24 protein-coding genes are annotated in these 22,462 nt (G+C 64.2%); 5 read left to right on the top strand and 19 right to left on the bottom strand.

The features are described from left to right. The first annotated feature begins 34 nt into the window (after positions 1-34). The gene (locus tag J0X25_RS35205) at positions 35-2,458 is read left to right on the top strand and encodes a PAS domain-containing protein (protein ID WP_225896684.1); all 2,424 of its coding nucleotides are present in this window, start codon (positions 35-37) and stop codon (positions 2,456-2,458) included. A gap of 302 nt (positions 2,459-2,760) precedes the next feature. On the opposite strand, the gene J0X25_RS35200 is transcribed toward J0X25_RS35205, so the two are convergent. The 8 genes from J0X25_RS35200 to J0X25_RS35170 form a co-directional block, all read right to left on the bottom strand. Then, positions 2,761-3,015: a hypothetical protein gene (locus J0X25_RS35200; RefSeq protein WP_207288532.1), complete on the bottom strand. Its 255-nt coding sequence runs from the start codon at positions 3,013-3,015 to the stop codon at positions 2,761-2,763. 153 nt (positions 3,016-3,168) lie between these two features. Beyond that, positions 3,169-3,636 carry an Lrp/AsnC family transcriptional regulator gene (locus tag J0X25_RS35195; RefSeq protein ID WP_207288531.1) on the bottom strand — a complete coding sequence of 156 codons (468 nt, stop codon included), beginning with the start codon at positions 3,634-3,636 and terminating at the stop codon, positions 3,169-3,171. A 405-nt stretch (positions 3,637-4,041) separates the two neighbouring features. Further along, the gene (locus J0X25_RS35190) at positions 4,042-4,431 is read right to left on the bottom strand and encodes a hypothetical protein (protein ID WP_207288530.1); all 390 of its coding nucleotides are present in this window, start codon (positions 4,429-4,431) and stop codon (positions 4,042-4,044) included. Positions 4,432-5,042: 611 nt separating this feature from the next. Next, complete coding sequence (locus J0X25_RS35185) at positions 5,043-6,128, bottom strand: PAS domain-containing sensor histidine kinase (protein WP_207288529.1); 1,086 nt, start codon at positions 6,126-6,128, stop codon at positions 5,043-5,045. 187 nt (positions 6,129-6,315) lie between these two features. Continuing rightward, the gene (locus J0X25_RS35180; protein ID WP_207288528.1) at positions 6,316-7,797 is read right to left on the bottom strand and encodes an aldehyde dehydrogenase family protein; all 1,482 of its coding nucleotides are present in this window, start codon (positions 7,795-7,797) and stop codon (positions 6,316-6,318) included. 291 nt (positions 7,798-8,088) lie between these two features. Beyond that, positions 8,089-8,292: a hypothetical protein gene (locus tag J0X25_RS35175; protein ID WP_226776972.1), complete on the bottom strand. Its 204-nt coding sequence runs from the start codon at positions 8,290-8,292 to the stop codon at positions 8,089-8,091. 8 nt (positions 8,293-8,300) lie between these two features. Further along, on the bottom strand, positions 8,301-8,609 hold the full coding sequence (locus J0X25_RS40030) for a DUF7344 domain-containing protein (RefSeq protein ID WP_425600921.1): 309 nt from the start codon (positions 8,607-8,609) through the stop codon (positions 8,301-8,303). A 189-nt stretch (positions 8,610-8,798) separates the two neighbouring features. Continuing rightward, positions 8,799-9,248 (bottom strand): Lrp/AsnC family transcriptional regulator, encoded by a 450-nt coding sequence (locus tag J0X25_RS35170; RefSeq protein WP_207288527.1) that lies wholly within the window; start codon positions 9,246-9,248, stop codon positions 8,799-8,801. Between the two features lie 154 nt (positions 9,249-9,402). Here J0X25_RS35170 and gcvT point away from each other — a divergent pair, with 154 nt between their 5' ends. Both gcvT and gcvH read left to right on the top strand, forming a co-directional pair. Then, positions 9,403-10,524, top strand: coding sequence for a glycine cleavage system aminomethyltransferase GcvT (gene gcvT / locus J0X25_RS35165; RefSeq protein ID WP_207288526.1), 1,122 nt, complete (start codon positions 9,403-9,405; stop codon positions 10,522-10,524). Between the two features lie 2 nt (positions 10,525-10,526). After that, complete coding sequence (gene gcvH / locus J0X25_RS35160) at positions 10,527-10,910, top strand: glycine cleavage system protein GcvH (protein ID WP_207288525.1); 384 nt, start codon at positions 10,527-10,529, stop codon at positions 10,908-10,910. 15 nt (positions 10,911-10,925) lie between these two features. On the opposite strand, the gene J0X25_RS35155 is transcribed toward gcvH, so the two are convergent. Both J0X25_RS35155 and J0X25_RS35150 read right to left on the bottom strand, forming a co-directional pair. Continuing rightward, positions 10,926-11,636 carry a helix-turn-helix domain-containing protein gene (locus J0X25_RS35155; RefSeq protein ID WP_207288524.1) on the bottom strand — a complete coding sequence of 237 codons (711 nt, stop codon included), beginning with the start codon at positions 11,634-11,636 and terminating at the stop codon, positions 10,926-10,928. A 94-nt stretch (positions 11,637-11,730) separates the two neighbouring features. After that, entirely contained in the window at positions 11,731-12,153 is a 423-nt protein-coding gene (locus J0X25_RS35150) for a DUF3054 domain-containing protein (RefSeq protein ID WP_207288523.1), read from the bottom strand. A gap of 144 nt (positions 12,154-12,297) precedes the next feature. Between J0X25_RS35150 and J0X25_RS35145 the strand changes: the two genes are divergently transcribed. After that, positions 12,298-12,996, top strand: coding sequence for a J domain-containing protein (locus tag J0X25_RS35145; protein ID WP_207288522.1), 699 nt, complete (start codon positions 12,298-12,300; stop codon positions 12,994-12,996). 31 nt (positions 12,997-13,027) lie between these two features. Here J0X25_RS35145 and J0X25_RS35140 read toward each other — a convergent pair whose 3' ends face one another. The 9 genes from J0X25_RS35140 to J0X25_RS35100 form a co-directional block, all read right to left on the bottom strand. Then, the gene (locus J0X25_RS35140; RefSeq protein WP_207288521.1) at positions 13,028-13,639 is read right to left on the bottom strand and encodes a toll/interleukin-1 receptor domain-containing protein; all 612 of its coding nucleotides are present in this window, start codon (positions 13,637-13,639) and stop codon (positions 13,028-13,030) included. A gap of 44 nt (positions 13,640-13,683) precedes the next feature. Then, on the bottom strand, positions 13,684-14,169 hold the full coding sequence (locus J0X25_RS35135) for a DUF8159 domain-containing protein (protein WP_207288520.1): 486 nt from the start codon (positions 14,167-14,169) through the stop codon (positions 13,684-13,686). A 121-nt stretch (positions 14,170-14,290) separates the two neighbouring features. After that, positions 14,291-14,935 (bottom strand): triose-phosphate isomerase, encoded by a 645-nt coding sequence (gene tpiA, locus J0X25_RS35130; protein WP_207288519.1) that lies wholly within the window; start codon positions 14,933-14,935, stop codon positions 14,291-14,293. A gap of 113 nt (positions 14,936-15,048) precedes the next feature. Beyond that, positions 15,049-15,597 carry a multiprotein bridging factor aMBF1 gene (locus J0X25_RS35125; protein ID WP_207288518.1) on the bottom strand — a complete coding sequence of 183 codons (549 nt, stop codon included), beginning with the start codon at positions 15,595-15,597 and terminating at the stop codon, positions 15,049-15,051. Between the two features lie 93 nt (positions 15,598-15,690). Further along, complete coding sequence (locus tag J0X25_RS35120; protein WP_207288517.1) at positions 15,691-16,305, bottom strand: CDP-alcohol phosphatidyltransferase family protein; 615 nt, start codon at positions 16,303-16,305, stop codon at positions 15,691-15,693. Continuing rightward, the gene (locus tag J0X25_RS35115; RefSeq protein WP_207288516.1) at positions 16,302-16,880 is read right to left on the bottom strand and encodes an adenylate kinase family protein; all 579 of its coding nucleotides are present in this window, start codon (positions 16,878-16,880) and stop codon (positions 16,302-16,304) included. Before J0X25_RS35115 ends, J0X25_RS35120 begins: the two co-directional genes overlap by 4 nt. Continuing rightward, the gene (gene hisC / locus J0X25_RS35110; RefSeq protein WP_207288515.1) at positions 16,877-18,097 is read right to left on the bottom strand and encodes a histidinol-phosphate transaminase; all 1,221 of its coding nucleotides are present in this window, start codon (positions 18,095-18,097) and stop codon (positions 16,877-16,879) included. Before hisC ends, J0X25_RS35115 begins: the two co-directional genes overlap by 4 nt. Positions 18,098-18,328: 231 nt before the next feature. Continuing rightward, positions 18,329-18,847, bottom strand: coding sequence for a hypothetical protein (locus tag J0X25_RS35105; RefSeq protein ID WP_225896682.1), 519 nt, complete (start codon positions 18,845-18,847; stop codon positions 18,329-18,331). A 68-nt stretch (positions 18,848-18,915) separates the two neighbouring features. Further along, the gene (locus J0X25_RS35100; RefSeq protein WP_207288514.1) at positions 18,916-20,715 is read right to left on the bottom strand and encodes an ATP-dependent DNA ligase; all 1,800 of its coding nucleotides are present in this window, start codon (positions 20,713-20,715) and stop codon (positions 18,916-18,918) included. Positions 20,716-20,869: 154 nt separating this feature from the next. Between J0X25_RS35100 and J0X25_RS35095 the strand changes: the two genes are divergently transcribed. After that, on the top strand, positions 20,870-22,423 hold the full coding sequence (locus J0X25_RS35095) for a glutamate-cysteine ligase family protein (RefSeq protein WP_207288513.1): 1,554 nt from the start codon (positions 20,870-20,872) through the stop codon (positions 22,421-22,423). The last annotated feature ends 39 nt before the right edge of the window (positions 22,424-22,462 follow it).

Genomic DNA, 22,462 nt, shown 5'->3' with positions numbered 1-22,462 from the left:
AGCGGTAAACCGATTCCAGAATATATCGGTATCAATGAGTCGCGGTGTGAACCACTCTGTAAACGAGGTGATCGGTGAGGTCACTCGAGCGTTGATTCCGACCATCACCGAAGACGAGATACGACAACGCACCTGTGAGCGGTTCGCAGCATCGGAGTTGTACTCCTTCGCGTGGATCGGTCGTTACGAGTCAGCGACCGAGGAAGTGATTCCGACAGCCTCCGCCGGGATTGCAGCGGAGACGCTCGATGGACCCACAATCACCGAGGAGTCACCCCGCGTGGAACTGACAAAAGAGGCAGTGCGCACACGGGAGCTCACGGTCGGACAGCAACTCGGTGACGACTCGACGCCCGAGGCGTACCGTAACCAGTTCCGCAACCACGAGGACAAAACCTGCGCGGCCGTCCCCCTCGTTTACGAAGAGACGCTGTACGGAGTGTTACATCTGGCCACCGACCGATCGCAAGGATTTGGCGCGGTCGAGCGCGAATCGCTCGCGGAGGTCGGAGTCACGATCGCGTACGCCGTCGAAAATGCGGAGTCGGCCGCAAATACGGCACACACCGAGCGTGAGGAGGGGGCGACAGAGCTGACGAGAGCGACCGTCGAATCCGAGCAGGAGCGACGGCTCTACGAGACGATCATCTCCAGTACTCCCGACCTCGTCTACGCGTTCGACCTCGACTACCGCTTCATATTCGCCAACGAGGCACTGCTGGAGATGTGGGGGCAAACCCTCGACGAGTCCATCGGAAAGACCCTGCTGGAACTCGGCTACGAGCCGTGGCACGCGGAGATGCACGAACGCGAGATCGACCAAGTCGTGGAGACGAAAGAACCGATCCGCGGCGAGGTGGCGTTCGAACACGCCGAACTCGGTCGCCGAATCTACGACTACATCTTCGCACCGGTACTCGACGACGAGGGGGACGTCGAAGCCATCGCCGGAACGACGCGCGATATCACCGAGCGCAAGGAGGTCGAGGAGGCGCTTCAGAAGAGCGAGGAGCGATTCCGAGCGCTGGTCACCGCGAGCTCGGATGTGGTGTATCGCATGAGTCCCGATTGGAGCGAAATGCAACAGCTCGAAGGCCAGGACTTCATCCCCGATACGCGCGAATCGACCAGCGAGTGGCTCGACAAATACATTCACCCGGACGATCAGGATCGCGTCACGGCGGCCATCGACGAAGCGATCCGGACCAAGAGCACCTTCGAGCTGGAACACCAGGTAGAGCAGGTCGATGGAAGCCTGGGCTGGACGTTCTCGCGTGCGGTACCGATGCTGGATGACGACGGAGAGATCGTCGAATGGATCGGGATGGCAAGCGACATCACCGAGCAGAAAAATCGCGAACGAGAACTCGAGCGAGCACTGGACTTGCTCGAGAAGACCGAGCGCATCGCAGACGTTGGCGGCTGGGAGATCGACGTGGAGACGCAGGACGTGTTCTGGACCGACCACATCTTCGAGCTGCTGGAGGTGGATGCTGACGAGGAGCCGCCGCTCGAGGACGCCCTCGCCATGTACCACGAGGACGATCAGCCGATCGTCGAAGAAGCCGTCGAGAACGCGCTCGAGTCCGGTGAGTCCTTCGACGTTGAGGTTCGTCTTCGGACGGCAGCCAGCGGCGATGTGCGCTGGCTGCGACTGCAAGGCGTTCCAGAGACCGTCGACGGCGAGGTTGTTTCGTTCCGCGGGGCCGCCCAGGACATCACCGAACGCAGGGAGCGCGAGCGACGGTTAGAGAAGCTGGTCGACAAACTCGAGGAGTCCAACGAACGCCTCGAACAGTTCGCCTACGCTGCTTCCCACGACCTGCAGGAGCCCCTGCGGATGGTCTCGTCCTACCTCCAGCTCATCGAAGACCGGTACGCCGATTCCCTCGACGAAGATGGCGAGGAGTTCCTCGAGTTCGCGGTCGACGGCGCCGACCGCATGCGCTCGATGATCGACGGGCTCCTCCAGTACTCCCGTGTCGATACGCGCGGTGATGCCCTCGAGGCGACCGACCTCGACGCCGTATTCGCGGACGTCCACCAGGATCTCCAGGTGAAAATCGAGGAACACGATGCCGAGATCACTGCCGACGGGCTCCCCCGCGTCATGGGCGACGCCGGGCAACTCCGCCAGCTCTTTCAGAATCTACTGGACAACGCGATCGAGTACAGCGGCGACGACCCGCCGCGAGTGCACGTCTCCGCAGAACGCCGGGGCGACGAGTGGGTGATCGCCGTCAGTGACGAGGGGATCGGCATCGACCCGGAGCAGGCCGACCGGGTGTTCGAGGTGTTCCGAAGCCTTCACAGTCAGGACGAGTACGACGGAACGGGCATCGGTCTCGCACTGTGCGAGCGGATCGTCGAGCGCCACGGCGGCGAGATCTGGGTCGACTCCGAACCCGGCGAGGGTGCGACCTTCTCATTTACGCTCCCAGCCGTCCGCAGTCCGTGAACTCGCAAATGGTACGCACATCTGCTCGTACCGATCTGCTGAACGTCCTCTATTCAGCCCCCAGTTCTTGACCTGAATGCGGCAGATTAGTGCCAGCCGAGCGATAGCGTTCACATGTACTGAACGCGGCGTTCACGGGAATTACAGATAACAGGAGAGAGAGGCACGACTTCGTCATTCAGAAATATACTCGAAATCGAATCGGGAGGTTCGGTAACTACAGATGCGAATTGAACACCGTATTGGGTGGGTATTACCGTCTTCTCACCGGATTGCGTCTCGTAGAGACGAATTAGAACGCGTCATTCAATCGCAACAAGAAACTCGTCGAGCGTCTCTATACGCTCATCCTCCTCGACTACCTCTTCATGCTGATTCGTTGTGTATCGAACGATGATAACGCCGGTATCGTTCGTATTCCGCGCACGATCGACTTGCCGGACACCTTGCCAAATTCCAGTAACCGTCACACGACCGTCCGTCGCATGATCGTATTCTCCCCCTCTCTTGACGATCACGTCCTCCTCTAAATTACGAATCTCATCTGTGTCACTCATATGTCACCTAATAGCGGTCTGCAGGCTGAATTCATCACACCTACTTCTCGAATGGGTAAAAATTTGGGGGCTAGAGTTCCGACTATCGACAACCAATCCCCGGATTTTGAAGTTTTCGAGATAAGAATAGTTAATACATTATCTGGTAGACAATCACTCATCGGATGGCCTAAACGGGTCAAAGGGATTGCTGAAATCGTTTCGAATCAGTCTTTCAATATGGATTTCCGCTCCCAACTCGTCGATCTCGTGCGCGATTCGTGTGATATCTTCCGCATCTGTCCCTAACGCCTCGAGATAGATGTTCTCTTGACCGGTCATGAACTCCCGAACTTCGATCACACCCGGAATCGCGAGAATGTCCCGTGCCAGATCTTCGCGCTTACTGATAGGGGCAGTACACGTAAAGGCGAAATGGAGATCGAGACCCGCTTCCTTGTAATCGATATCGACGCTGTACCCTCTGATGATGCCGTTCTTCTCGAGTTCTTCCATTCGATTCCTGACGGTGTTACCCGACACCCCAACTTCGGTAGCGATGTCCGTGACAGTGTTGCGAGCGTTCTCTTGAAGATGATGAAGGATACTCCGATCGACATCATCGAGCGGTGAATCGCCCATATTCAGTTTTCTTGCGGCGCGTTGAAGAGGATTATACCGAAAATGGATGGGGGCTCTCTCTGCAAGCGATGTCTGCGTTACCTGTATCGAACGACAGGTACATATCACGAGAAGTTCGCGTAGAACAGCGCTGCTGTGACTACTCCTGTGGTCACAACGGCGTTTAATAGTCTGATCGAGTAGTGATGCTGATGACGTGTGATGAGTGTGGACGGGAGATTGAGGGAAAACGGTTGTATACAGCAAGCGAGGGAAGCGACAGCGGCATTGCTGTATACCATCTGGATTGCGTCCAGAGGGAAGGATAGTTCCCCCTCTCAATTTGACAGCATTTCGCTTATTTCTTCTCCGATACTGACCGTTAGCGGAGATCACACTTGCTCGATGATCGCTACCACGAGCGTTCTACGTGATTTCGTTTGGACACGGATCAAAATCTTCAGCCGTCAACCCGAATGAGAGCCCCTTCACGCCCACACCGCACTCCTCGTACAGGCGGCGGACCGCAATTCCAATGAAATCGAAATACCACTCGTTCACTCGCTCGACATCGGTATCCCCATCGCCACTTTGCGTTTCCACCGACACAGTGATCCCCCGCTCGGTTTCATCAAGCACGATTTCCGTCCTCTCAGTGTCCTCTTCGATACGATATGCAATTCCGTCTCCGTTGTCCTCGAGCGAAACGTCCTGTAACTCTGCATTCAGAATCCACACTGGCATATCGATCCGGTCACCAGTAGCAGTATACACCGTAGTACACTCCCCGATAGCATCTCCCAACGTACCCGACATACAGAATTAGTTACCATATCAGCTGTTAAAGATGATCCCAAACTACAGTGGTTGACAATGTCGACTGTGGTTACCAGCGGACCTCATACCACGTCACTCGTACGCTACCAGCAGTTACATGGTTTCTGAGGGTGATTGCCTCACGACCGTGACCCCGTACTGGTCCTTGTTTCGGACGACAGCGCTGAATTCGCACGAATCGAGTGGTTTCCGGATAGAGGCACCGCATTGATGCCACGCGATCGCACGATATCAGCGTCGGGGGCTGACCCCACCATTTCGATCATCGATATCGAGGCTAATTTAAATCTATCGATACAGCGATTGGTGATATGTGTTAGTAATACGTATACGTTATTCAGCCTTCGATGTGGAGCGCACGCTCAGTACAGGCGGAGGCGTTACCGTTGCGACCGCGAGCGAACGGAGTGAGCGAGCGGGCCGACGACCGACCCGGAAAGCGCGGCGCGAAGCGCCGCGGTACGGCGAGCGGCAACGCCGCGAGCCAGGGGAGGGAGGAGTGCTGTTAATCACCATTTTGCCGAGCGACCGAGCGCCAGCGAGGGAGCGCAGGGCAAAATGGTGGTGGGCCTACTGATCGGCTCATTCGTTCACGTTTCGGGTGCTGGAAGCGTAAACGAAAACGTCGATCCCTCACCAGGTTCGGAGTCGACCCAGATCTCGCCCTCGTGGCGCTCGATGATTCGTCGGCAGAGTGCGAGGCCGATGCCCGTGCCGTCGTACTCCTCGTGGCTGTGGAGTCGCTGGAACACCTCGAACACCCGGTCCGTATCGTCTTGATCGATACCGATCCCCGTGTCACTGACCGAAATTAGCCACTCGTCCTCGTCACGCGTTGCGGAGATTGACACGCGGGGGTTCTGCTCGCCGCTGTACTGGAGCGCGTTGTCCAGCAGGTTCTGGAAGAGTTGGCGGAGTTGGCTGGCGTCACCGCTGACAGTCGGGAGCGATTCGGCAGTGATTTCGGCATCGGTTTCGTCGATCCGGAGACGGAGATCCGCCAACACATCGTCCAGCACCGCCTCGAGATCGACCGAGTCGAAGGATTGCCCCTGCGTTTCGACTCTGGAGTACCTAAGCAGCCCGTCGATCATCTCGCGCATGCGGTCGGCGCCGTCGACCGCGAACTCGATGAACTCTGTGGCGTCGTCGTCGAGGTCATCGCTGTACCGACGCTCGAGCAGTTGGAGGTAGCTCGTGACCATCCGTAACGGCTCTTGCAGGTCGTGGGAGGCGACGTAGGCGAACTGCTGGAGGCGCTCGTTGGACTCCTCCAACCGACGCTCGTACGTGTACCGATCGGTGATGTCGAAATGGGCAACGGCGACGTATCGCTGGCCGCTGGTCGTGAACGATGCTGCCCGCATGAGAAACCACCGTTGATCGTCGGGAGAGTGACACGGATATTCGAACTCGAAGAGCTCTCGTTCGCCCGTTAGAATCTCGGATAACCCGGCGGCAGCCGTTTGTGCCGTCTCCGTCTCCGCCTGTCTGGTGATCGTCAGATAGTTGGTTCCGATCGTATCTGCTCGAAGTTCGATGTCGTTCGCTTCGCCGAACTCCTGCCACGCGCGATTCGTATACAGGATCGTCCCTTCGTCGTCGAGGATTGCGAAGTTGATCGGAAGCGTGTTCACGGCCGCTGGAATAAGCGCCGCTGGCTCCCGATCATTCATAACTGTGTTCAGTTGACTGACGGAGATAAGGCTGTTCCCGTTCTGGTCGTCGGCGACGAACTATCTCGTGTCGTCGACTCGAGGAACTCGTCGACTCGAGCAACTCCCGATCGAGTCTCGGAACGGCCCGCTCCCCGACGAGAGCGGTCAGCAAGGGGAGATCAAGGCCGGCCGCCGGACGACCGGATCACTCGAAGACGATGTAGTCCCGGTCCTCGTTCTGGACGGAGATCCACTTCGGTTCGGTGAGTTCCCGGACGATCCACTCGCCGTGGTAGCGGCCGAGACCCGAGTCCTTGACGCCGCCGAAGGGCGCGTTGTGATCCTCGTTGATCGGCTGGTCGTTGATGTGGACCATCCCGGCCTCGATGCGGTCGGCCAGGTCGCGGGCTCGATCCTCGTCCTCGCAGAAGACCGACGCCGAGAGGCCATACTCGGTGTCGTTGGCCAGTTCGATCGCCTCGTCGTCGTCCGAGAAGGGGATCACGGGCGCGACGGGACCGAAGTGCTCGTTGCAGGCCGTCGGCATGTCGTTCGTACAGTCCGAGAGGACCGTCGGCTCGACGAACAGGCCGTCGGCCTCGCCGCCCGTCTCGAGGGTCGCGCCGGCCTCGATCGACTCCTCGGCGAAGCCGACGATGTCGTCGCGTTGGGTCTCGTTCTGAACGGGGCCGAAGGTGACGTTCTCGTCCTCAGAGGGATCGCCCGCGTTCAGCGACTCGGCGTGGTCGACCAGCAGGTCGACGTACTCGTCGTACAGGTCCTCGTGGACCAGATGGCGGTTGATCGAGATGCAGACCTGTCCCTGGTGGAAGAAGGACCCGAACGCGCCGGCGCGGGCGGCCTGCTCGAGGTCGGCCTCGTCGGTGACGACGAAGGGCGCGTTGCCGCCGAGTTCCAGCGCCGGCAGCGCGAGGCTCTCGCCGGCGTTCTTCGCGACGCCCTTGCCGACGCCCGTCGAGCCGGTAAAGGAGATGACGCGCGGGATCGGGTGGCCGGTCATCCGGTCGCCGATCTCCGACCCACGGCCGGTGACGACGTTGACGACGCCGTCGGGGACGCCGGCCGCCTCGCAGAGCTTCGCGATGAGCAGGCCGCCGGTGATCGGCGTGTCCGTCGCCGGCTTGAGGACGACGGTGTTGCCCAGCGCGATGGCGGGTGCGAGCGCGCGCAGGGAGAGGTGGAACGGGAAGTTCCACGGCGAGATGATCCCGACGACGCCCACGGGCTCGTGGACGATGTGGTTGTCCTTCCCGTCGATCGACGTGGAGGGGCGGACCTCCTCTTCGGGTGGCTCGAGGTCCAGCGCCATCTCCACGTCGCCGGTCGCCGTGCCGAACTCGCCCAGTGCACGAAAGCCCGGCGTGCCGACCTCGGTCGCCAGCAGCCCGGTGATCTCCGCGAAGTTGTCGTTGATCTCCTCGAGCAAGTTCCCGACGGTCTCGTCGCGCTCCTCGCGGGGGCGGGCCGCCCACTCGGGTTGGGCCGCCTCGGCGGCCTCGTAGGCGGCGTCGACGTCGTCTTCCGTCGCCGCCGGCACCTCGGTAAAGGGTTCCTGTTTCGCCGGGTTCTCGACCGCGATCGTCTCGCCGCTCGCGGCGTCGCGCCACTCGCCGTCGATGTACAGCTGGTTCCAGTCGGCCGCAGGCTCGAGTTTCTGGACGCTCATCCTAACTCGTTGTGTCGTTATTTTAAGGCATATACTTTCGGCAACCGGGTGCGATAGCGCGAGCAGTTTGTAACCGCATTCACTTACACCGCGTCGCGACGAATCGACGGCCACTCGACTGCAAATCGGGGTGGTAACGCCGGTCCGTTCGCTCGAGGGAGTGGAAGATATTCGCGGTTGAGCCGATACGAGACGTGCGACGAGAGTAGTGGTTCAGTGGCCACCGGAAGCGGCGTAGAGACCGGCGCTATCGTCGACGATCACACCGGTGAACGGAAGTCGGGTGGAGGGTTACTCGGTCGGAGAGCCGTCCAGCCTGGTCTCGAGACCCGGACGGAGATTTTGAAACGGCGTGTCGTCGCCGATCGTGAATTCAGCCGTCTTTCCGCACCCGTAGCACTCGAGAACGACGTCCGTGCCGTGTGCGAGGACGCTTACCTCGCCGTCACCGTCACACGCCGGACAGGAGAGCCACGTAGTGAATCGAGTACCCATGCGCGGACTCACCGAGATTCGGCTCCGGTCTCGAGGAGGGTAGTCAGCCGTCGGTCGGACAGATCACCGGGCTCGATCCGGCCGGTGGTCGAATCGTAGGCGAGCAATCCCGCCGCTTCGAGCCGAGGGAGATGCGTATGGTGGAGTGCGGTGGGAGTGACAGCTTCGTCGTCCGACGTGGGTTCGCCACTGAGGTGGTCGCTCAGTGAATCGATCGTGGTCGGTCCGCTTTGCCGGAGATATCGGAGAATGGATCGCCGCCGGGAGTCGGCAACGATCGCGAACAACTCGTCAGTGTCGATTTTCTGTGTCTGCATTTCTAGCCCCCGTACGGTTCCCCACTCGCAGAGTCGATCCGCGGAGCCCACGTACGTGATACTTCGAGGGAATTCACCCGCCATAAGTTTGCGGGTTCGTTTCCGATACCTCGTTCGAATAGCGATGTGGTGCAGATTTTCTGACGTTTGGTTGGAGTGGGTCGAACGAATCCGCACAACGAGAGGCTGTCACTTCGACTCGAGTTGCTCCTCGAGGTCCGTCCCGAAGTGATCGTAGGGCTGAACGTGGGTCGTCTTGTATATCTCACCGCGCTTGACCTCGAGACCGCACGCTTTCAGTTGCTCGTTGGTCGCGTCCAGGGTCTCCGCGTCCGCCGCGATCACTTCGACGACCACGTTGATCTCGGCGTCGAACAGTTCGTTGATACGAACGACGCCCGGGACGGTCTCGAGAACGTGTTCGACGAGGTCGGTTCGCTCGTCGGTCGACGCGTAGCACATAAACAGGTAGTGGAGCGGATACCCCGCTTCGTCGTAGTCGATCTCGGGATGATAGCCGCGGATGATTCCCGCGTCTTCCATCTTGTTGATGCGGTTTCGGACGGTAGAGGCCGCGACGCCGATCTGTTCACCGATGATTGTCGAGTTCGTACGAACCCATGTCTCTCCCGGTTCCACGCACAGTCCCAAGGAAGTGGTGCAGGAACGACGGAAAGAGCTCCGGCGCAGGGCGTACGACACCACTCGTGAGCCACGACTGTCACCGGACGACCCGGAGCCGCCTGTCGACCGACGAAAAGACATTACTATGCCGCAGGTGAATCAGTCGGATATGCCGCTTCAGACGCCGCCGTTACGTGGGCTCCACGACGAGCGTGGCGCGAAGTTCACGGAGTTTGGCGGCTGGGACATGCCGGTCGAGTTCGATTCGATCCGGACGGAACACGCGGCCGTCCGCGAGGACGTCGGCGTCTTCGACGTCTCACACATGGGACAGATCCACGTTACCGGGCCGGACGCGACCGAGTTGATGCAGCGGCTGACGTCGAACGACGTGAGTCGGCTCCACGTGGGCGACTCCCAATACGCCGCGATCACCGACGAGGAGGGAATCGTCATCGACGACACGGTCGTCTACCGACTGCCCAACGAATCCGACGAGGGCGCGGCCGACGAGGACGGCGAGGCGACTTACCTCTTCGTCCCCAACGCGGGCGCCGACGAGTCGACTCACGAGCGCTGGATCACCTACCGCAACGAGTGGGACCTCGAGGCGACCGTCGACAACAGAACCGACGAGTACGCCATGCTCGCCGTGCAGGGGCCGAACGCCGCCGCGCTGGTCGACGACGTCATCGACGAGGACGTCGCCGAGCTGGCCCGGTTCGAGGCCCAGTACGCGACGGTCGACGGCGTCGAGTGCTGGACGGCCCGGACCGGCTACACCGGCGAGGACGGCTTCGAACTGATCGTCCCGTGGTCGGCAGCCGAGGACATCTGGTCGCAGTTCGACTGCCAGCCCTGCGGACTCGGCGCCCGCGACACCCTCCGGATCGAAGCCGGCCTGTTGCTGGCCGGGCAGGATTTCGACCGCGAGTCGAATCCGCGGACGCCCTACGAGGCCGGTATCGGCTTCACCGTCGACCTCGAGACCGAGTTCGTCGGTCGGGAGGCCTTGGCGCGCGTCCGCGAGGAGGGCGTCGAGGAAGAACTGGTCGGCTTCCAGTTGATCGACCGCGGCGTCCCGCGACACGGCTACGACATCACCAACACCGAAACCCGAGTGATCGGCACCGTCACCAGCGGGACGATGAGTCCCTCGCTGGGCAAACCGATCGGACTGGGCTACGTTCCCGTCGAGTACGCCGAACCGGGGACGACGCTGCAGGTGATCGTTCGCGGCCAGTCCAAGAAAGCACGAGTCGAGACGACACCGTTCATCGATACCGTATAAGCATGAGCTTCGACATCCCCGACGACCGACGCTATCTGGAATCGCACGAGTGGGCCCTCGAGGACGACGGCACCGTCCGCGTGGGGATCACGGACTTCGCACAGGACGAACTCGGCGACGTGGTCTTCGTCGAACTCCCCGACGAGGGCGACTCGCTGACGCAGGAAGAACAGTTCGGCGTCATCGAGTCGATCAAGGCCGTCTCCGACCTCTACGCGCCGGTCAGCGGCGAGGTCGTCGCGATCAACGAGGCCCTGTTCGACGCGCCCGAACTCGTCAACGAGGACCCCTTCGGCGACGGCTGGATGCTCGAGATCGACGCCGACGACGCGAGCGAACTCGAGAACCTGCTGTCGCCCGAGGAGTACGAGGAACAGATCGCCTGAACGGCCCGAGTACCGCTATTCGAGCGTCATCAGTTTCTCGAGGATATCGTCCAGCGGCGCCGACGTGACGGCGAGCGCGTAGCCGTCGATGCGGGCGAGTTCCTCCGCGTGGTCCCAGAGTTCGTCCTCCTCGAGGCCGTGGAGGATCACGGCGTTCGGCGTCGGGTTGACGACCCGGAGCGCGATGCCGACGCCCTCGCCGCGGGTGACGTTGGTGAAGACGAGGACGCGGTTCGTGCTCTGGCCGTAGAGTCGGAAGAACTCCTCGCTCGAGAGGCGGGTGATCGCCTCGATGCTGTCGATGACCGTGTGGCCGCTGATGCGGTCGGTGCTGCCGGCGGCGATTTCGGTCGCGCCGACGTCGTCGTAGAGCTGCGCCAGCGGGATCGAAGTCGCGTACTCCCGCAGGTCGTAGACGACGTCGCTGTCGAAGCCGGCCGAAAGCACCCGGCCGTACTGTCTGATGCGGTCGCCGCCCCGGCGCTCGTCGATCGAGAGCAGCCCGTCGACGAGGCGGCGGACGACGCCGATCCCGGGGCTCTCCCGGCGGCCGCTCTCGTAATCGGAGATGACCGACGAGGAGATGTCCAGTTCCATCGCGAGATCCGTCTGCGAGATATCGAAGTCGGTCCGCCACTTGCGCAGCGTGGCGCCGGGATCGTCGCTCAGCGTGATCTCTCCGGCGATCTTCTCCGCGAGTTGCCGTTTCGGCCCACGTCCGCCCATACGCGTGGGTCGCACGGTCGATTCAAGTAGTTACTGGAGACGGCTCGCGGACTGTGTCGGTACTCGTGGGGGTGTCGGTAGGGTCGAGCGCGGGTCACCGGAGTCGATCCGAGAGCGCCGCGTACCCGACCCGCCAGCCCACCAGCAAGAGGAATCCGAACCCGGTGATGACGAGCGGGAACGGCCACGCGGCCGTCTCGCCGAACACCGACTGTCGAAGCAGGAGGCCGACGTTCGCCGCCGCGAGCCACGTGACCGACGTCACCCGCGCCGCTCGAGTCACCGACGTGAGCCGGCGCGTGTAGAACCCCACGAGGACCGCGACGAGGAGCCAGCCGATCACGAAGGGGGCGATCGTCTCGAGCGTCGGGATGGGGTCGTCGATGGGGTTCGTCCCGTGACTGAGCTGGCCGATGACCAGCAGGGTGGCCACCAGCCCGACGTCGATCGCACCGAGTCCGATCGTCTCCCGGTCGACCGTCGGAGCGCGGTCGTCCGTTCGAACTGCCGTGTCCATAGCCGTCTCTCGAGGCCGAATCCATATCGGTGTCCCGGTTCTTCGCCGTGGTGTCCCCGCGGGCTACTCGCATCGCCCCGCTGGTCGTTCGGAGATGTCATATCAAAAGAAAACTAATGAGGGATGAATACGAAGGGGTGCGTAATGGCAGTGGCCGACGACCGTCAGGCGGGCTGCGATGGGTGTGGCCGAACGGTCCCCCTCGAGGAGCTGACGGCGATCACGATGCCGGACGGCGAGCAGGTGGCCTGTTGCCCGCGGTGTGAGCCACACGCCCGCGAGGCCGCTCGGAAGTGTTCCTCGCTCGACCAGCTGCGGGCCACCTGCGACGGCTGTACCAGCACCGTCCTCGAGGCCGAACTCGAGGATATCGTGCTCGAGGACGGGACCGTTCTCTCCTGTTGTCCGGCCTGTGTAGCCGAGGCCCCCGGTAGAACGACCGAAGACGGGACGGGTAGAGAGGCGACTGAGTCGACCAATACGGCCGACGACCGCGGCGCCGACATCGAGGACCAGACCGAGACGGGCGACGAATCGCTCTGTACCCAGTGTAACGAGTGGGTCGCCGCCGAACTCTACCGCGTGACGACCGTCGACGACCGAACGGAGCGGCTCTGTCCCGACTGCAAGGCGCGCGCCGAGGACGACGGAATCGTCAAAGACGTCGACATGCGGAAAACGAAGGCTCGCGAGGTGCTCGGTGTCGAAACGGGAGCGACCGACGACGAGCTCCGCGAGGCGTTCCACCGGCAAGTCAAACGCGCCCATCCCGACCGGGAGAGCGGCAGTCGGTCCGCGTTCAAACTGGTCAGAGACGCCTACGAACGGCTCGAGGACGACTGATTAGAAGGCGACTGAGTACGAGCGACACCGCTCACTGGACGGCGTCCTCCCGGCGGACGTAGCCGATCGTCGCCGGATCGAAGTAGTACGTCGAGTCACAGTCCCCACACGTCGTTCGCAGGGGTTTACCGTGCTTGTATCGCGTCCAGAGTTTCGTCTGACCGTCCTCGATCTCGAGCGTGACCTGGTGGCCGCAGTCGGGAATCGTACACGGGAATCGAATGTACCAGTTGGGCACCGAGAGGGCGCCCAGCGGGGCGAGTTCGCTCCGCAGCCGGCTGACCAGGTTGAAGATCGTAAACGACGGGTTTTGCCGATCGATCGTCACGCCGTCGACGCCGTCGATGAAGCCTCCGCGGTGGCGCTCGTGCTCGTAGAGCGGGACGACCGGAATCCCCTTGGCCGTCGCGTAGCCGATCTCCTGGTTGATCCACCGATTATCGGCCGAGTCGTCGGTCAGCACCGCGACGACGACGTCGCTGTTCGCGACGCGCCCCTCGAGTCGTTTTCGCGAGCGACCGGACTCGACCTCCTCGAGCGCGATGTGGACGCCGAAGGGGAAGTTCTTGACCGTCGAGAACAGCTCCTGGACGAGCTCGAGGTCGCCGGGCGCGTGCGAGACGTAGATCTGTTCTCCGGTCATTTGCGATCTACGACAGGTACGTGTGTGAGACAGTATTAATCTACCTACTTTTCGGCGGCGTCCGACCGTCTCGTCTCGAGAACGCGCTGCGAGAACTCGAGGTCGTCCAGCCCGATGCCGAGCCGATCGAACCAGTCCCGCTCGACGTGCCAGTGCCCCCGGACGTCCCCGTCGGTCGTCAGCGACGTCGCCTCGAGACGCCCCGGCGACCACTCGCGTTCGGCGGCGACGTCGAGTACCGTCCGGACGACGGTACCGACCTCGCCGCTCTCCACCCCGGCCGTTTCGGAGACGGTCTCGTACTCGAGCACGAGTCCGGTCCCGTCCGGCGGCGTGACGAGGCTGTCGTCGGACAGATCAGTATCGTCCGTGTGGCCGGCGGACGGATCGGTGTCGTCCACGTCGCCCTCCGACGAATCGGCGTCGCCCACATCGCCGTCGGGCGGGCGATACTCGCAGTCGGTCACGTAGATCCCCCGGCCCATCAGCCGGTTCTCGAGTGCGACGTCGACGGGATGCGCGTCGGTCATGCAATGGGGTACCGCGAGCACGGAGAAAAGTCGTCGGACGCGGTTCCGTTGGTGCGGTCCGGTTTGCGCGGTTCAGGTGACGCGGTTCGGTTCGACCAGTCGCGAATCGATCGCGGCCGGTTCAGAGCGGTTCGACGAGGTCCTCGAGCGCCGCCTGCGGATCGTCGGCCTTCGCGACGCCGCTGGCCAGCAGGACGCCTTCGACGCCGAGGTCGCCGGCCGCGACGACGTCGTCGCCGGTGCTGATGCCGGCACCACAGAGGACCGACACCTCGCTATCGACGTTCGCGGCCGCCTCGACGGCGTCCTCGACGATATCGGGATCGGCCTGGCTGACCGGCGTTCCGGTCCCGATCAGTTCCGGCGGTTCGACGGCGACCGCGTCGGGACCGAGCGCCGCCGCGGCGCCGATCTGTTCTGCGTTGTTGGCGCAGACGACGGTCTCGAGGTCCGCGCGCTCGGCGGCGCGGACCGAGCCGTCGATATCGGCCAGTTTGAGTCGCTGCTCGGAGTGGTTGATCAGCGTCCCGACCGCCCCCGCATCGACGACCGACTCGGCCAGCGTGTGGCCGGTGTTGCTGCCGTGCTCGATCGGATCGACGTGCTGGGCCCACGTCTCGGCGCCCGTCTCGGCCACGCGTTCGATGTGGGCCGCCTGCGGGGCCACCGCGAGGCGGGCGTCGGTCGACTCGTCGACGTCGCGGACGGCTTCGGCGACCGCGACCGGATCGCAGGGGTAGGTCTTCAGGTTAACGAGGACGAACATACGAGCACAGCCTTCCGCGCGAAAGAAATAGTTTGCGAGTCGCCGACGCACGAATCGGGAGCCCGTCGCGATCGCCGACCGCCGACTGCGACGACGAACGCCTCGCTACCGCGTCAGTCCTTCCGTTTGACCACGTCACCGAGCGTGTAACTGCCCGACGAGGAGCCGCCGGACCACTCCGAGTTCTCGCTGGATCCCCCTTCGGCGTTCAGATCGACCTCGAGGAAGTTCTCGAGCTTCGACTGGACGCGGTCGCTGGGAAGCGTGTCGCCGCGTTCGATCTTCCGGATCAGGCTCGCCTTCTCGTTGAGTTCGTTGGCCAGATCCGACTGGCTCAGCCCCTTCTCCTCGCGGGCGTTGCGGACCAGATCGTCGTAGTCGGTCGCGAGTTCGTCCATGTCGTCGAACATATCCGACCGCTGCCGGGAACTCGAGCCGCCGGAGCTCGAGGACGAACTCGAGGCCGATCCGCTCGAATTCCCGCCAGAACTGGACGACGATCCCGACCCGGTCGAGTACTTCGTCGAGGTGCTCGAGCTCGAGGGTTGCTTTACCTCGGTACCGAAATCGGTACAGTTCGAACACACGTCGAGTTTCGCGCCCTCGACCTTGATTGTCTTCGGAGACGACGTCTCGGCGCCACACATCTCGCACTGGACCATGCAGGTGTCTATATCGCGGCGAGTGATAAACCATGCGGCGTACTACCGAACGAAGGCCAGTCGGCCGGTACCGAACGACCGACGGGCGGCCGGTCAGTCCAGCGCCGACCAGGAGTGGAAGAACCGCTGGAGCGCGGTCACGTGACCGACGACCGCGAGGAAGATCAGCAGCCAGCCGATCACCGTGAATCCGCCGGGACTCGCCTCCGCCAGCGGGTAGGCGAGGAAGCCGACGATACCGATGATCGCCAGCCTGTCGGCGCGGCCGACCAACCCGCCGTAGACGCGGTCGAGGCCGACCGCCTGGGCCTGCGTCCCGAGGTAGGAGGTCATCACGACGCCAGTCACGGCGGCGAAGCCCAGCAGGTAGTCCCCGATGCCCGCGGCCAAGCCGGCGATGACGACGATGTCGGCGTAGCGGTCGAGAACGTGATCGAGGAGGTCGCCCCCCGCGGAGGCGACCTGTTGTTCGCGGGCCAAGGCGCCGTCGATGATGTCGAGCCAGCCGTTGAGGAAGACCAGCGTCGCGGCTGCGACGTACCAGATCGGATCCGCGCGACCGCCCAGCGCGAACGCGGCCGCCGCGAGAACGGCCATGCCGAAGGCCAGCACGCTCACGCCGTCGGGCGTCATCCCGACGCGGTCGAATCCTTTGACGAACGGGTCGAGGAAGCCCGAGACGTACGGTCTGAGTTTGTCCAGCGTCATGTCAGGTACCCCACGAAGTCCACGTCGCCGGCGCTCGGTTCGCGCTCGCCGGTCACGACCGCCTCGAGGGCGTCCGCGACGTCGGCCGGCTCGCGCTCGGTCGTATCGATCTCGTAGACCGACTCGAGGCCGTGCTCGTCGACCGCTTCGGAGAGGATGACGTCCAGGGCCTCGCTCTCTGCGTTTTCGGTCGCCTTCGCTTCGGTCTCGCCGCGCTCGAGCAGTCGTTCCTCGAGCGTGTCCGGGTCACACCGCAACACGGCGACCCGATCGACCGCGAAGTGGTGGGCGAGGTGGGATTCGATCAGGACGTCGTCGCGGCCCTCGAGCCAGGTCGCGAGCGCGTCGAGGTCGGCCACCTTGCTCTCGCGGTCGGCGTCGACCTCCGTGTAGAGCCCCTCGTCCTCGAGGACGCGGTTGAGGTGAATCACCTCGAGGGCCGGCGCCGAGTCGTCGTCCGACTCCGGCGTCGAGTCCGCGTCCGCGGCCGAACCGTCGGCCCCGAACCGGGACTCGAGCAGTTCGCTCGCGGTCGTCTTCCCGGTGCCCGGGGTGCCGGTGACGGCGACTCTCACGTGTCGACCACCTCCGCCTCGGTGGGGTCGTCGCCGTCGTCTGCGTTGGTGGGATCGTCGCCGTCGTCCGCGTCGGGGGTATCGTCCGTACCGGGAGTCTCCTCCCCGCCGTCGGTCTCGAGGCCGAGATCCGCGAGCACCTCGTTGAGCGTCTCGACGGCGCGCTCGGTCTCCTCGGTGGTGCCACAGGTAATGCGGATACAGGCCGGCAGCCCGAAGCTCGAGCAGTCGCGGACGATGACGCCGCGTTGTTGCAGCTCCTCGGCGACCGCGGTGGCGTCGCCGACGTCGACGAGGACGAAGTTGCCCTCGCTCTCCCAGACGCGGGCGTCGATATTCTCGCGCATGGACGCGCGTGACTCGCGGGCCGTCTCGACGGTCCGCTCGACGTGTTCGTCGTCGTCGATCGCGGCGAGGCCGGCCCGACAGGCGAGTTCGCTCGCCGCGAACGGCGTGTTCACGCGGGCGTAGGCCGCGCCCCACTCGTCGGGGACGACGGCGTAGCCGAGTCGCACGCCGGCCAGCCCGTAAGCCTTCGAGAACGTCCGGAGGACGGCGATATCGTCGCGGGCGTCGAACCCGTCGCGGCCCTCGATCAGGGCGACCGCACTATCGCGGTCGGCGAACTCGCCGTAGGCCTCGTCGACCACGACCAGCGTCTCCTCGTCGGTCTCGTCGGCGAGCCGCTCGATCTCCTCGAGGGGCATCGTCGACCCCGTCGGATTGTGCGGGCTGATGACCCAGACGACCCGGTCGCCGTCGTAACTCTCGAGGACGGTGTCGGCTGTCTGTGCGAAGTCGTCTGCGCGCTCGAGGGCGTACTCCCGGACCTCGCCGTGGTGGTAGCGGGCGCTCATCCCGTAGTAGGCGAAGCCGGGCGTCGGGACGCAGACGGTGTCGTCTGGCTCGAGCGCGGCCCGGTGGAGGTAGTCGATCGCGCCGTCGCCGCCGTTGGCCAGCCAGATCTGGTCGTCCGAGACGGACCAGCGGTCGGCGATCGCGGCGGTCAGGTCGGCGTGGGCGGCTTTCGGATAGGAACTGACGCTCGAGGCGGCTTCGCGGAGCGCCACGGCGGCCGCGGGGGAGGGGCCGTGCGGGTTCTCGTTGGAGGCGAGTTTGACGAACTCCGAGGGGTCGCGCCCGAGTTCGCGGGCGACTTCCTCGATGCCTCGACCCGCCTCGTAGGCGACGTGATCGGCCAGGTCGCGCGGTTGCATACGAGCATGCTGTCGGGCGTGGGTCTTAAGAGTGCTTACCTGTCTTCGTCGCGGGGAGTTGTTCGGCCCGATCGCTGTGACTCCACGACGGTGACGGTTCAGTCCGGGAGCCGACCGATTCGCTCGAGGCCCGCGAGGAAGTCCTCGACGACCGCCAACAGAAGGAGCGTCGCGGCGAACGTCCCGAAGCGACCGCGAGAACCGCCTCGGGGTCGGCCACCGCTCTTTCAGTTACTCCGAGTCGAACGTCCACTCCCCCTCCCGCGAGTGGATCGAGAGTTCGTGGTTCTCGTACGACGCACGCACGTGATCGTAGAGTTGCGCCGTGTTGAATTCCCCTCGAGAGACCGGTGCGTTATAGCACACTATCTCGTCGCCGTCATCGTAGTTGTCGACCCACTCCTCGCTACAGACGCCGACCGTGTACTGGAGGATTTCGTAGGCCCGATCGAGGTCGTCGTGTAACTCGTCGGAGACGACCGGTTCGAGGGGCGTGTCGAACCGGTCGGCCCACTCGTCGTCGAGGATCTTCAGTTCCGGCTCGTACGGGCCTGGCTGCGATTTCGGCCAAACGCGGATGATGACGTCCTTGAACAGTTCCCCGCCTTCCGAATCACGCTTCCACGCCTCGATCGACTTCAGTTGAACGTATCCGTCGACGCCTCGATCCGACGAGACCAACGTACAGCCGGCTAGCGCACCGACCGCCGCGGCGCTAGCCGTAGACAGCATCATCCGTCTGGAGGGCATACGTCTTCGATCCGGCCGATGTATCGTAAACCTAACTAGTAGTGCTATATAGCTCCGTGGTGCGGCGCTCACTCCCGAAGGCGTTCGATCCGCTCGATCGAGTCGGCACCCTCGGAATCCTTGTCGTGACGGACGCCCTGAAACCGCGGGAAGCGCAGCGCGTAGCCCGACGAGTAGGTCGGCGAGGTCTGGATCTCCTCGTAGCCGACCTCGAAGACGACCGCGGGCTCGAGGTCGACCGCTTGTCCCTCCTCCTGCGCGATGTGTGGCTCGAGCAGTTCGGTCAACTCCGCGAGTTTCTCGTCGGTGATGCCGGTCGCGACCTTCCCGACCGTCTCCAAGTCGTCACCGTCGCGGACGGAGAGTTCGAACGTGCCGAGGAACGTCGCCCGGCGACCCTCGCCCCACTCCGCGCCGGTGACGACGCAATCGAGGGTCTCCACGTCCGGTTTGCGCTTCCGCCAGTGCTTTCCCCGCCGTCCCGGCGAGTAGGTCGAGTCGGGATCCTTGAGCATGATCCCCTCGTGGCCCGCCTCGAGGGCCCCGGCGTCGATGGACTCGATCTCGTCGGGGTCGTCGGTGGTCCAGAGCAGGGAGAGCCCCTCGATATCTCGCTCGTCGTCGACGGTCGCGTCCTCGAGGGACGCGTTGTCGTCACCGTCGGCGAGCACCGCCCGCAATCGGTCGTGGCGCGCCGTCAGCGGCTCCTCGAGCAGGTCCTCGCCGCCAGCGTGCAGGCAGTCGAAGAAGACGGGGCGAACCGTCACGTCCTCGCGGGCCTTCGCGACGTCGTGTTTCCGCCGGAAGCGCTTGAGCACCTCCTGGAAGGGGAGCGGGGCGCCGTCCTCGTCGATCGCGACGACCTCGCCGTCCAGAATCGCGGGCTCCTCGAGGGTTTCCTCGGCGAACTCGACGACTTCGGGGAGCGCGTCGGTGACGTCCTCCATGTTTCGCGAGAAGACGCGGGTTTCACCCGCCGACTCGCCGTTACCGCCGCTCGCCGGATCGTGGTGCAACTGGATTCTGGCCCCGTCGTACTTCCACTCCACGGCGGCCTCGTCCCACTCCTCGAGCGCGTCGGTCACCGTCCCCGCCTGCGCGAGCATCGCCTGAACCGGCCGCCCGACCTCGAGGGCCATCGAATCGAGTCCCTCGAGGCCCTCGTCGCGGGCGACGCGGGCCACCTGTCCGTAGTCGTTCGACACCTGCAGAGCGCGCTCGACGCGCTCCGTGGGGACGTCGAACGCCTCGCTTATCGCGTCCCTGACCGTGCCCTCGCCGACGCCGATGCGCATCTCCGAGAGGACGAGTCGGGCGAGGTAGCGGGCCTCCTCGCTCGAGCAGCGGTTGAAGAGCCCGAAGAGGAGGTCGACCTTGCGGTCCTGACTCCCCGACCCTTCGGCGGCGGCGAGGTCCGCGAGCGTGTCGGCGACCTCGCCGACGGTGAGGTCGCCGCCCGCGGTTCCGCCACCGCCGGAGCCGGAGCCGCGGTCGTCGGACCCATCGCCAGAGCTGCCGTCGTCGGACCCGCCGCCCCCCGTGAAGGCGCCGAGTCCCTGCTGGCCGCCGAAGTCGTAGCTCGCGGCCACCGCGCCGATCTCGCCGACCTCGGCCAGTCGCTCCTCGACGTCGTCGCTGCTCACGTTCGTCCCGGCCGCTCGAGCGATCGCCTCGTAACACGTCGACGGGCCGATGTCGAGTTTCGTCGAGTCCCAGGCCGGGAACACGCGTCCCTGAACGAACCGGGCGACCGTCTCGACATCGTCCCCCGCATCGTCGAGCAACTCGCTGACGAGGGCGATGCTCTCGAGGTCGGCGGGTTCGGCTTCGATCGCGGCGGCCCGGTCGGCGAACGTGGCGAACTCCATCGACGGAGTGTATCGCCGGCGGAAGTAAAACGGTTCTGAGACGGCTCGAAAACGGACAGCGGTTCCTCGAGCGTGGCTACGGAGAGCCGTTCGTCGGTCGGTGCACTCCGCCACAATGACGACTTTCAAGGCAGTCGGGTGCGCACACGGAGGTATGCCAGCAGAGGAACTCGCGGCGCGGGTCGCAGACGTGCTCGCGGTCGACGCCGAGGAGTTTCGCGAGCGAGCCGAGCGGGACGCCGCGGTGATCAAAGACGCCGTCGACGAGGGCGTCTTCGACAACCCGCAGGCCATCGTCGGCTTCGAGTACGAGTTCTACGCGGTCAAGAACGACGACTGCGCGCTCCGACGGGTTCCCCGCCGGTTGCTCGAACTCATCGGGTTCGAGAAGGAACTCGGACTCCACAACGCGGAGATGACGACCAGCCCGCAGCCGCTGAACGCCCACGGGATCGCCGCCCAGGAGTCGGAGGTCAAAGCGCGCCTGCGGACGGCGCTGAACGTCACCGACTCCGAGCGGATGCGGCTGGTCAGCGACGCGCTCTGGACGATTCCGCCGGAAGGCGAGGACGCGGCGACCTACCTCACCGACAGCGTCGAGCGGACGACGACCGACGCCGACGGCACCGAACGGTCGTTCCGGATCGCGACCAACATGAGCGACTCGGCCCGCTATCACGCGATGGCCAACACCGATCAGGCCGAGTCCGCCGGCATGTGCATCGAGGCGCCCAACGTCTCCCTGCAGGCCGATACCGTCATGCCGGAGAGCCTCATCACGTCGATTCAGCCCCACTACCAGGTGGCCCACGCGCCGGACCTCCCCGACTACTTCAACTACGCCGTGCGCGTCGCTGGCCCGCTGCTCGCACTCGGCGTCAACTCGCCGTTCTTCCCCGCGGATCTGTACGACGAGGACGCGACCGCCGACGAGATCCTCGACGAGTGCTGGATGGAACACCGGATCAGCGTCTTCGAAACCGTCCTGAACGACCCGACGACGGGCGAAGGGAAGGTCCGGTTCCCCCGCGACCTCGAGACCGTCGACGAGGCCATAGACCGGATCGCCGCCGACGACACCATCGTGCCGATGCCGGTCGAACCCGGCGAGCGCTTCGACGACCAGTTCCCCCACTTTCGGCGCAAGCACGGCACCTACTGGCGGTGGGTCCGCCCCGTCTTCGGCGGCCCGACGCGCTCGGCCGCGAACGCCCGAATCGAGTTTCGTCCCATTCCGGCCCAGCCGACCGTCCGCGACTCCGTGGCTTTCCTCGCCGCCTTCGCCGGCCTTATGGAGAGCCTCACTCGGCTCGAGCACCCCGTCGTCGAACTCGACTGGCAGATCGCCCGCGAGAACTTCTACTCGGCGATGGTCGACGGCCTCGAGGCCGAGCTAACCTGGATCACCAACGACGGGAAGGAGACGACCGACTGCCTCGCGCTCTACGAGGACCTGCTGGCCCACGCCGAGGACGGCCTGACCAACCGCGGACTGACCGAGGAGGAGGCCGCCAAGTACCTCTATCCGCTCCGGCGGCGGGTTCGGCAGGGCGTGACCCCCGCTCGCTGGAAGCACGCGCAGGTCAGCGGGACGCTCGAGGACGGGGCGTCGCTCGAGACCGCGATCGAGGAGATGCAACGCGCGTACGTCCGCCGGCAGTCGGAGACGCTGCTCGAGGGGAGCTTCGCGGACTGGATCGGCGACTAGGGCAGCGGACCCCCGACACGAGGGCCCGTTGCGAGGGCG

It is taken from the genome of Haloterrigena alkaliphila, from assembly GCF_017352155.2.
Classification (GTDB): domain Archaea; phylum Halobacteriota; class Halobacteria; order Halobacteriales; family Natrialbaceae; genus Haloterrigena; species Haloterrigena alkaliphila.
Note: the sequence above shows the minus strand (reverse complement) of the source record. Positions and strands in the feature narration are given on the sequence as shown.

What these genes read in the sequence shown, in the direction of transcription:
- J0X25_RS35185 (WP_207288529.1), bottom strand. Translation starts at nt 6,128, where the DNA reads ATGAATGATCGGGAGCCAGCGGCGCTTATTCCAGCGGCCGTGAACACG.
- J0X25_RS40030 (WP_425600921.1), bottom strand. Translation starts at nt 8,609, where the DNA reads ATGCAGACACAGAAAATCGACACTGACGAGTTGTTCGCGATCGTTGCC.
- tpiA (WP_207288519.1), bottom strand. Translation starts at nt 14,935, where the DNA reads ATGTTCGTCCTCGTTAACCTGAAGACCTACCCCTGCGATCCGGTCGCG.
- J0X25_RS35105 (WP_225896682.1), bottom strand. Translation starts at nt 18,847, where the DNA reads ATGCCCTCCAGACGGATGATGCTGTCTACGGCTAGCGCCGCGGCGGTC.
- J0X25_RS35145 (WP_207288522.1), top strand. Translation starts at nt 12,298, where the DNA reads ATGGCAGTGGCCGACGACCGTCAGGCGGGCTGCGATGGGTGTGGCCGA.
- J0X25_RS35120 (WP_207288517.1), bottom strand. Translation starts at nt 16,305, where the DNA reads ATGACGCTGGACAAACTCAGACCGTACGTCTCGGGCTTCCTCGACCCG.
- J0X25_RS35125 (WP_207288518.1), bottom strand. Translation starts at nt 15,597, where the DNA reads ATGGTCCAGTGCGAGATGTGTGGCGCCGAGACGTCGTCTCCGAAGACA.
- J0X25_RS35205 (WP_225896684.1), top strand. Translation starts at nt 35, where the DNA reads ATGAGTCGCGGTGTGAACCACTCTGTAAACGAGGTGATCGGTGAGGTC.
- J0X25_RS35095 (WP_207288513.1), top strand. Translation starts at nt 20,870, where the DNA reads ATGCCAGCAGAGGAACTCGCGGCGCGGGTCGCAGACGTGCTCGCGGTC.
- J0X25_RS35140 (WP_207288521.1), bottom strand. Translation starts at nt 13,639, where the DNA reads ATGACCGGAGAACAGATCTACGTCTCGCACGCGCCCGGCGACCTCGAG.
- gcvH (WP_207288525.1), top strand. Translation starts at nt 10,527, where the DNA reads ATGAGCTTCGACATCCCCGACGACCGACGCTATCTGGAATCGCACGAG.
- gcvT (WP_207288526.1), top strand. Translation starts at nt 9,403, where the DNA reads ATGCCGCTTCAGACGCCGCCGTTACGTGGGCTCCACGACGAGCGTGGC.
- J0X25_RS35180 (WP_207288528.1), bottom strand. Translation starts at nt 7,797, where the DNA reads ATGAGCGTCCAGAAACTCGAGCCTGCGGCCGACTGGAACCAGCTGTAC.
- J0X25_RS35175 (WP_226776972.1), bottom strand. Translation starts at nt 8,292, where the DNA reads ATGGGTACTCGATTCACTACGTGGCTCTCCTGTCCGGCGTGTGACGGT.
- J0X25_RS35150 (WP_207288523.1), bottom strand. Translation starts at nt 12,153, where the DNA reads ATGGACACGGCAGTTCGAACGGACGACCGCGCTCCGACGGTCGACCGG.
- J0X25_RS35195 (WP_207288531.1), bottom strand. Translation starts at nt 3,636, where the DNA reads ATGGGCGATTCACCGCTCGATGATGTCGATCGGAGTATCCTTCATCAT.
- J0X25_RS35200 (WP_207288532.1), bottom strand. Translation starts at nt 3,015, where the DNA reads ATGAGTGACACAGATGAGATTCGTAATTTAGAGGAGGACGTGATCGTC.
- J0X25_RS35190 (WP_207288530.1), bottom strand. Translation starts at nt 4,431, where the DNA reads ATGTCGGGTACGTTGGGAGATGCTATCGGGGAGTGTACTACGGTGTAT.
- J0X25_RS35155 (WP_207288524.1), bottom strand. Translation starts at nt 11,636, where the DNA reads ATGGGCGGACGTGGGCCGAAACGGCAACTCGCGGAGAAGATCGCCGGA.
- hisC (WP_207288515.1), bottom strand. Translation starts at nt 18,097, where the DNA reads ATGCAACCGCGCGACCTGGCCGATCACGTCGCCTACGAGGCGGGTCGA.
- J0X25_RS35135 (WP_207288520.1), bottom strand. Translation starts at nt 14,169, where the DNA reads ATGACCGACGCGCATCCCGTCGACGTCGCACTCGAGAACCGGCTGATG.
- J0X25_RS35100 (WP_207288514.1), bottom strand. Translation starts at nt 20,715, where the DNA reads ATGGAGTTCGCCACGTTCGCCGACCGGGCCGCCGCGATCGAAGCCGAA.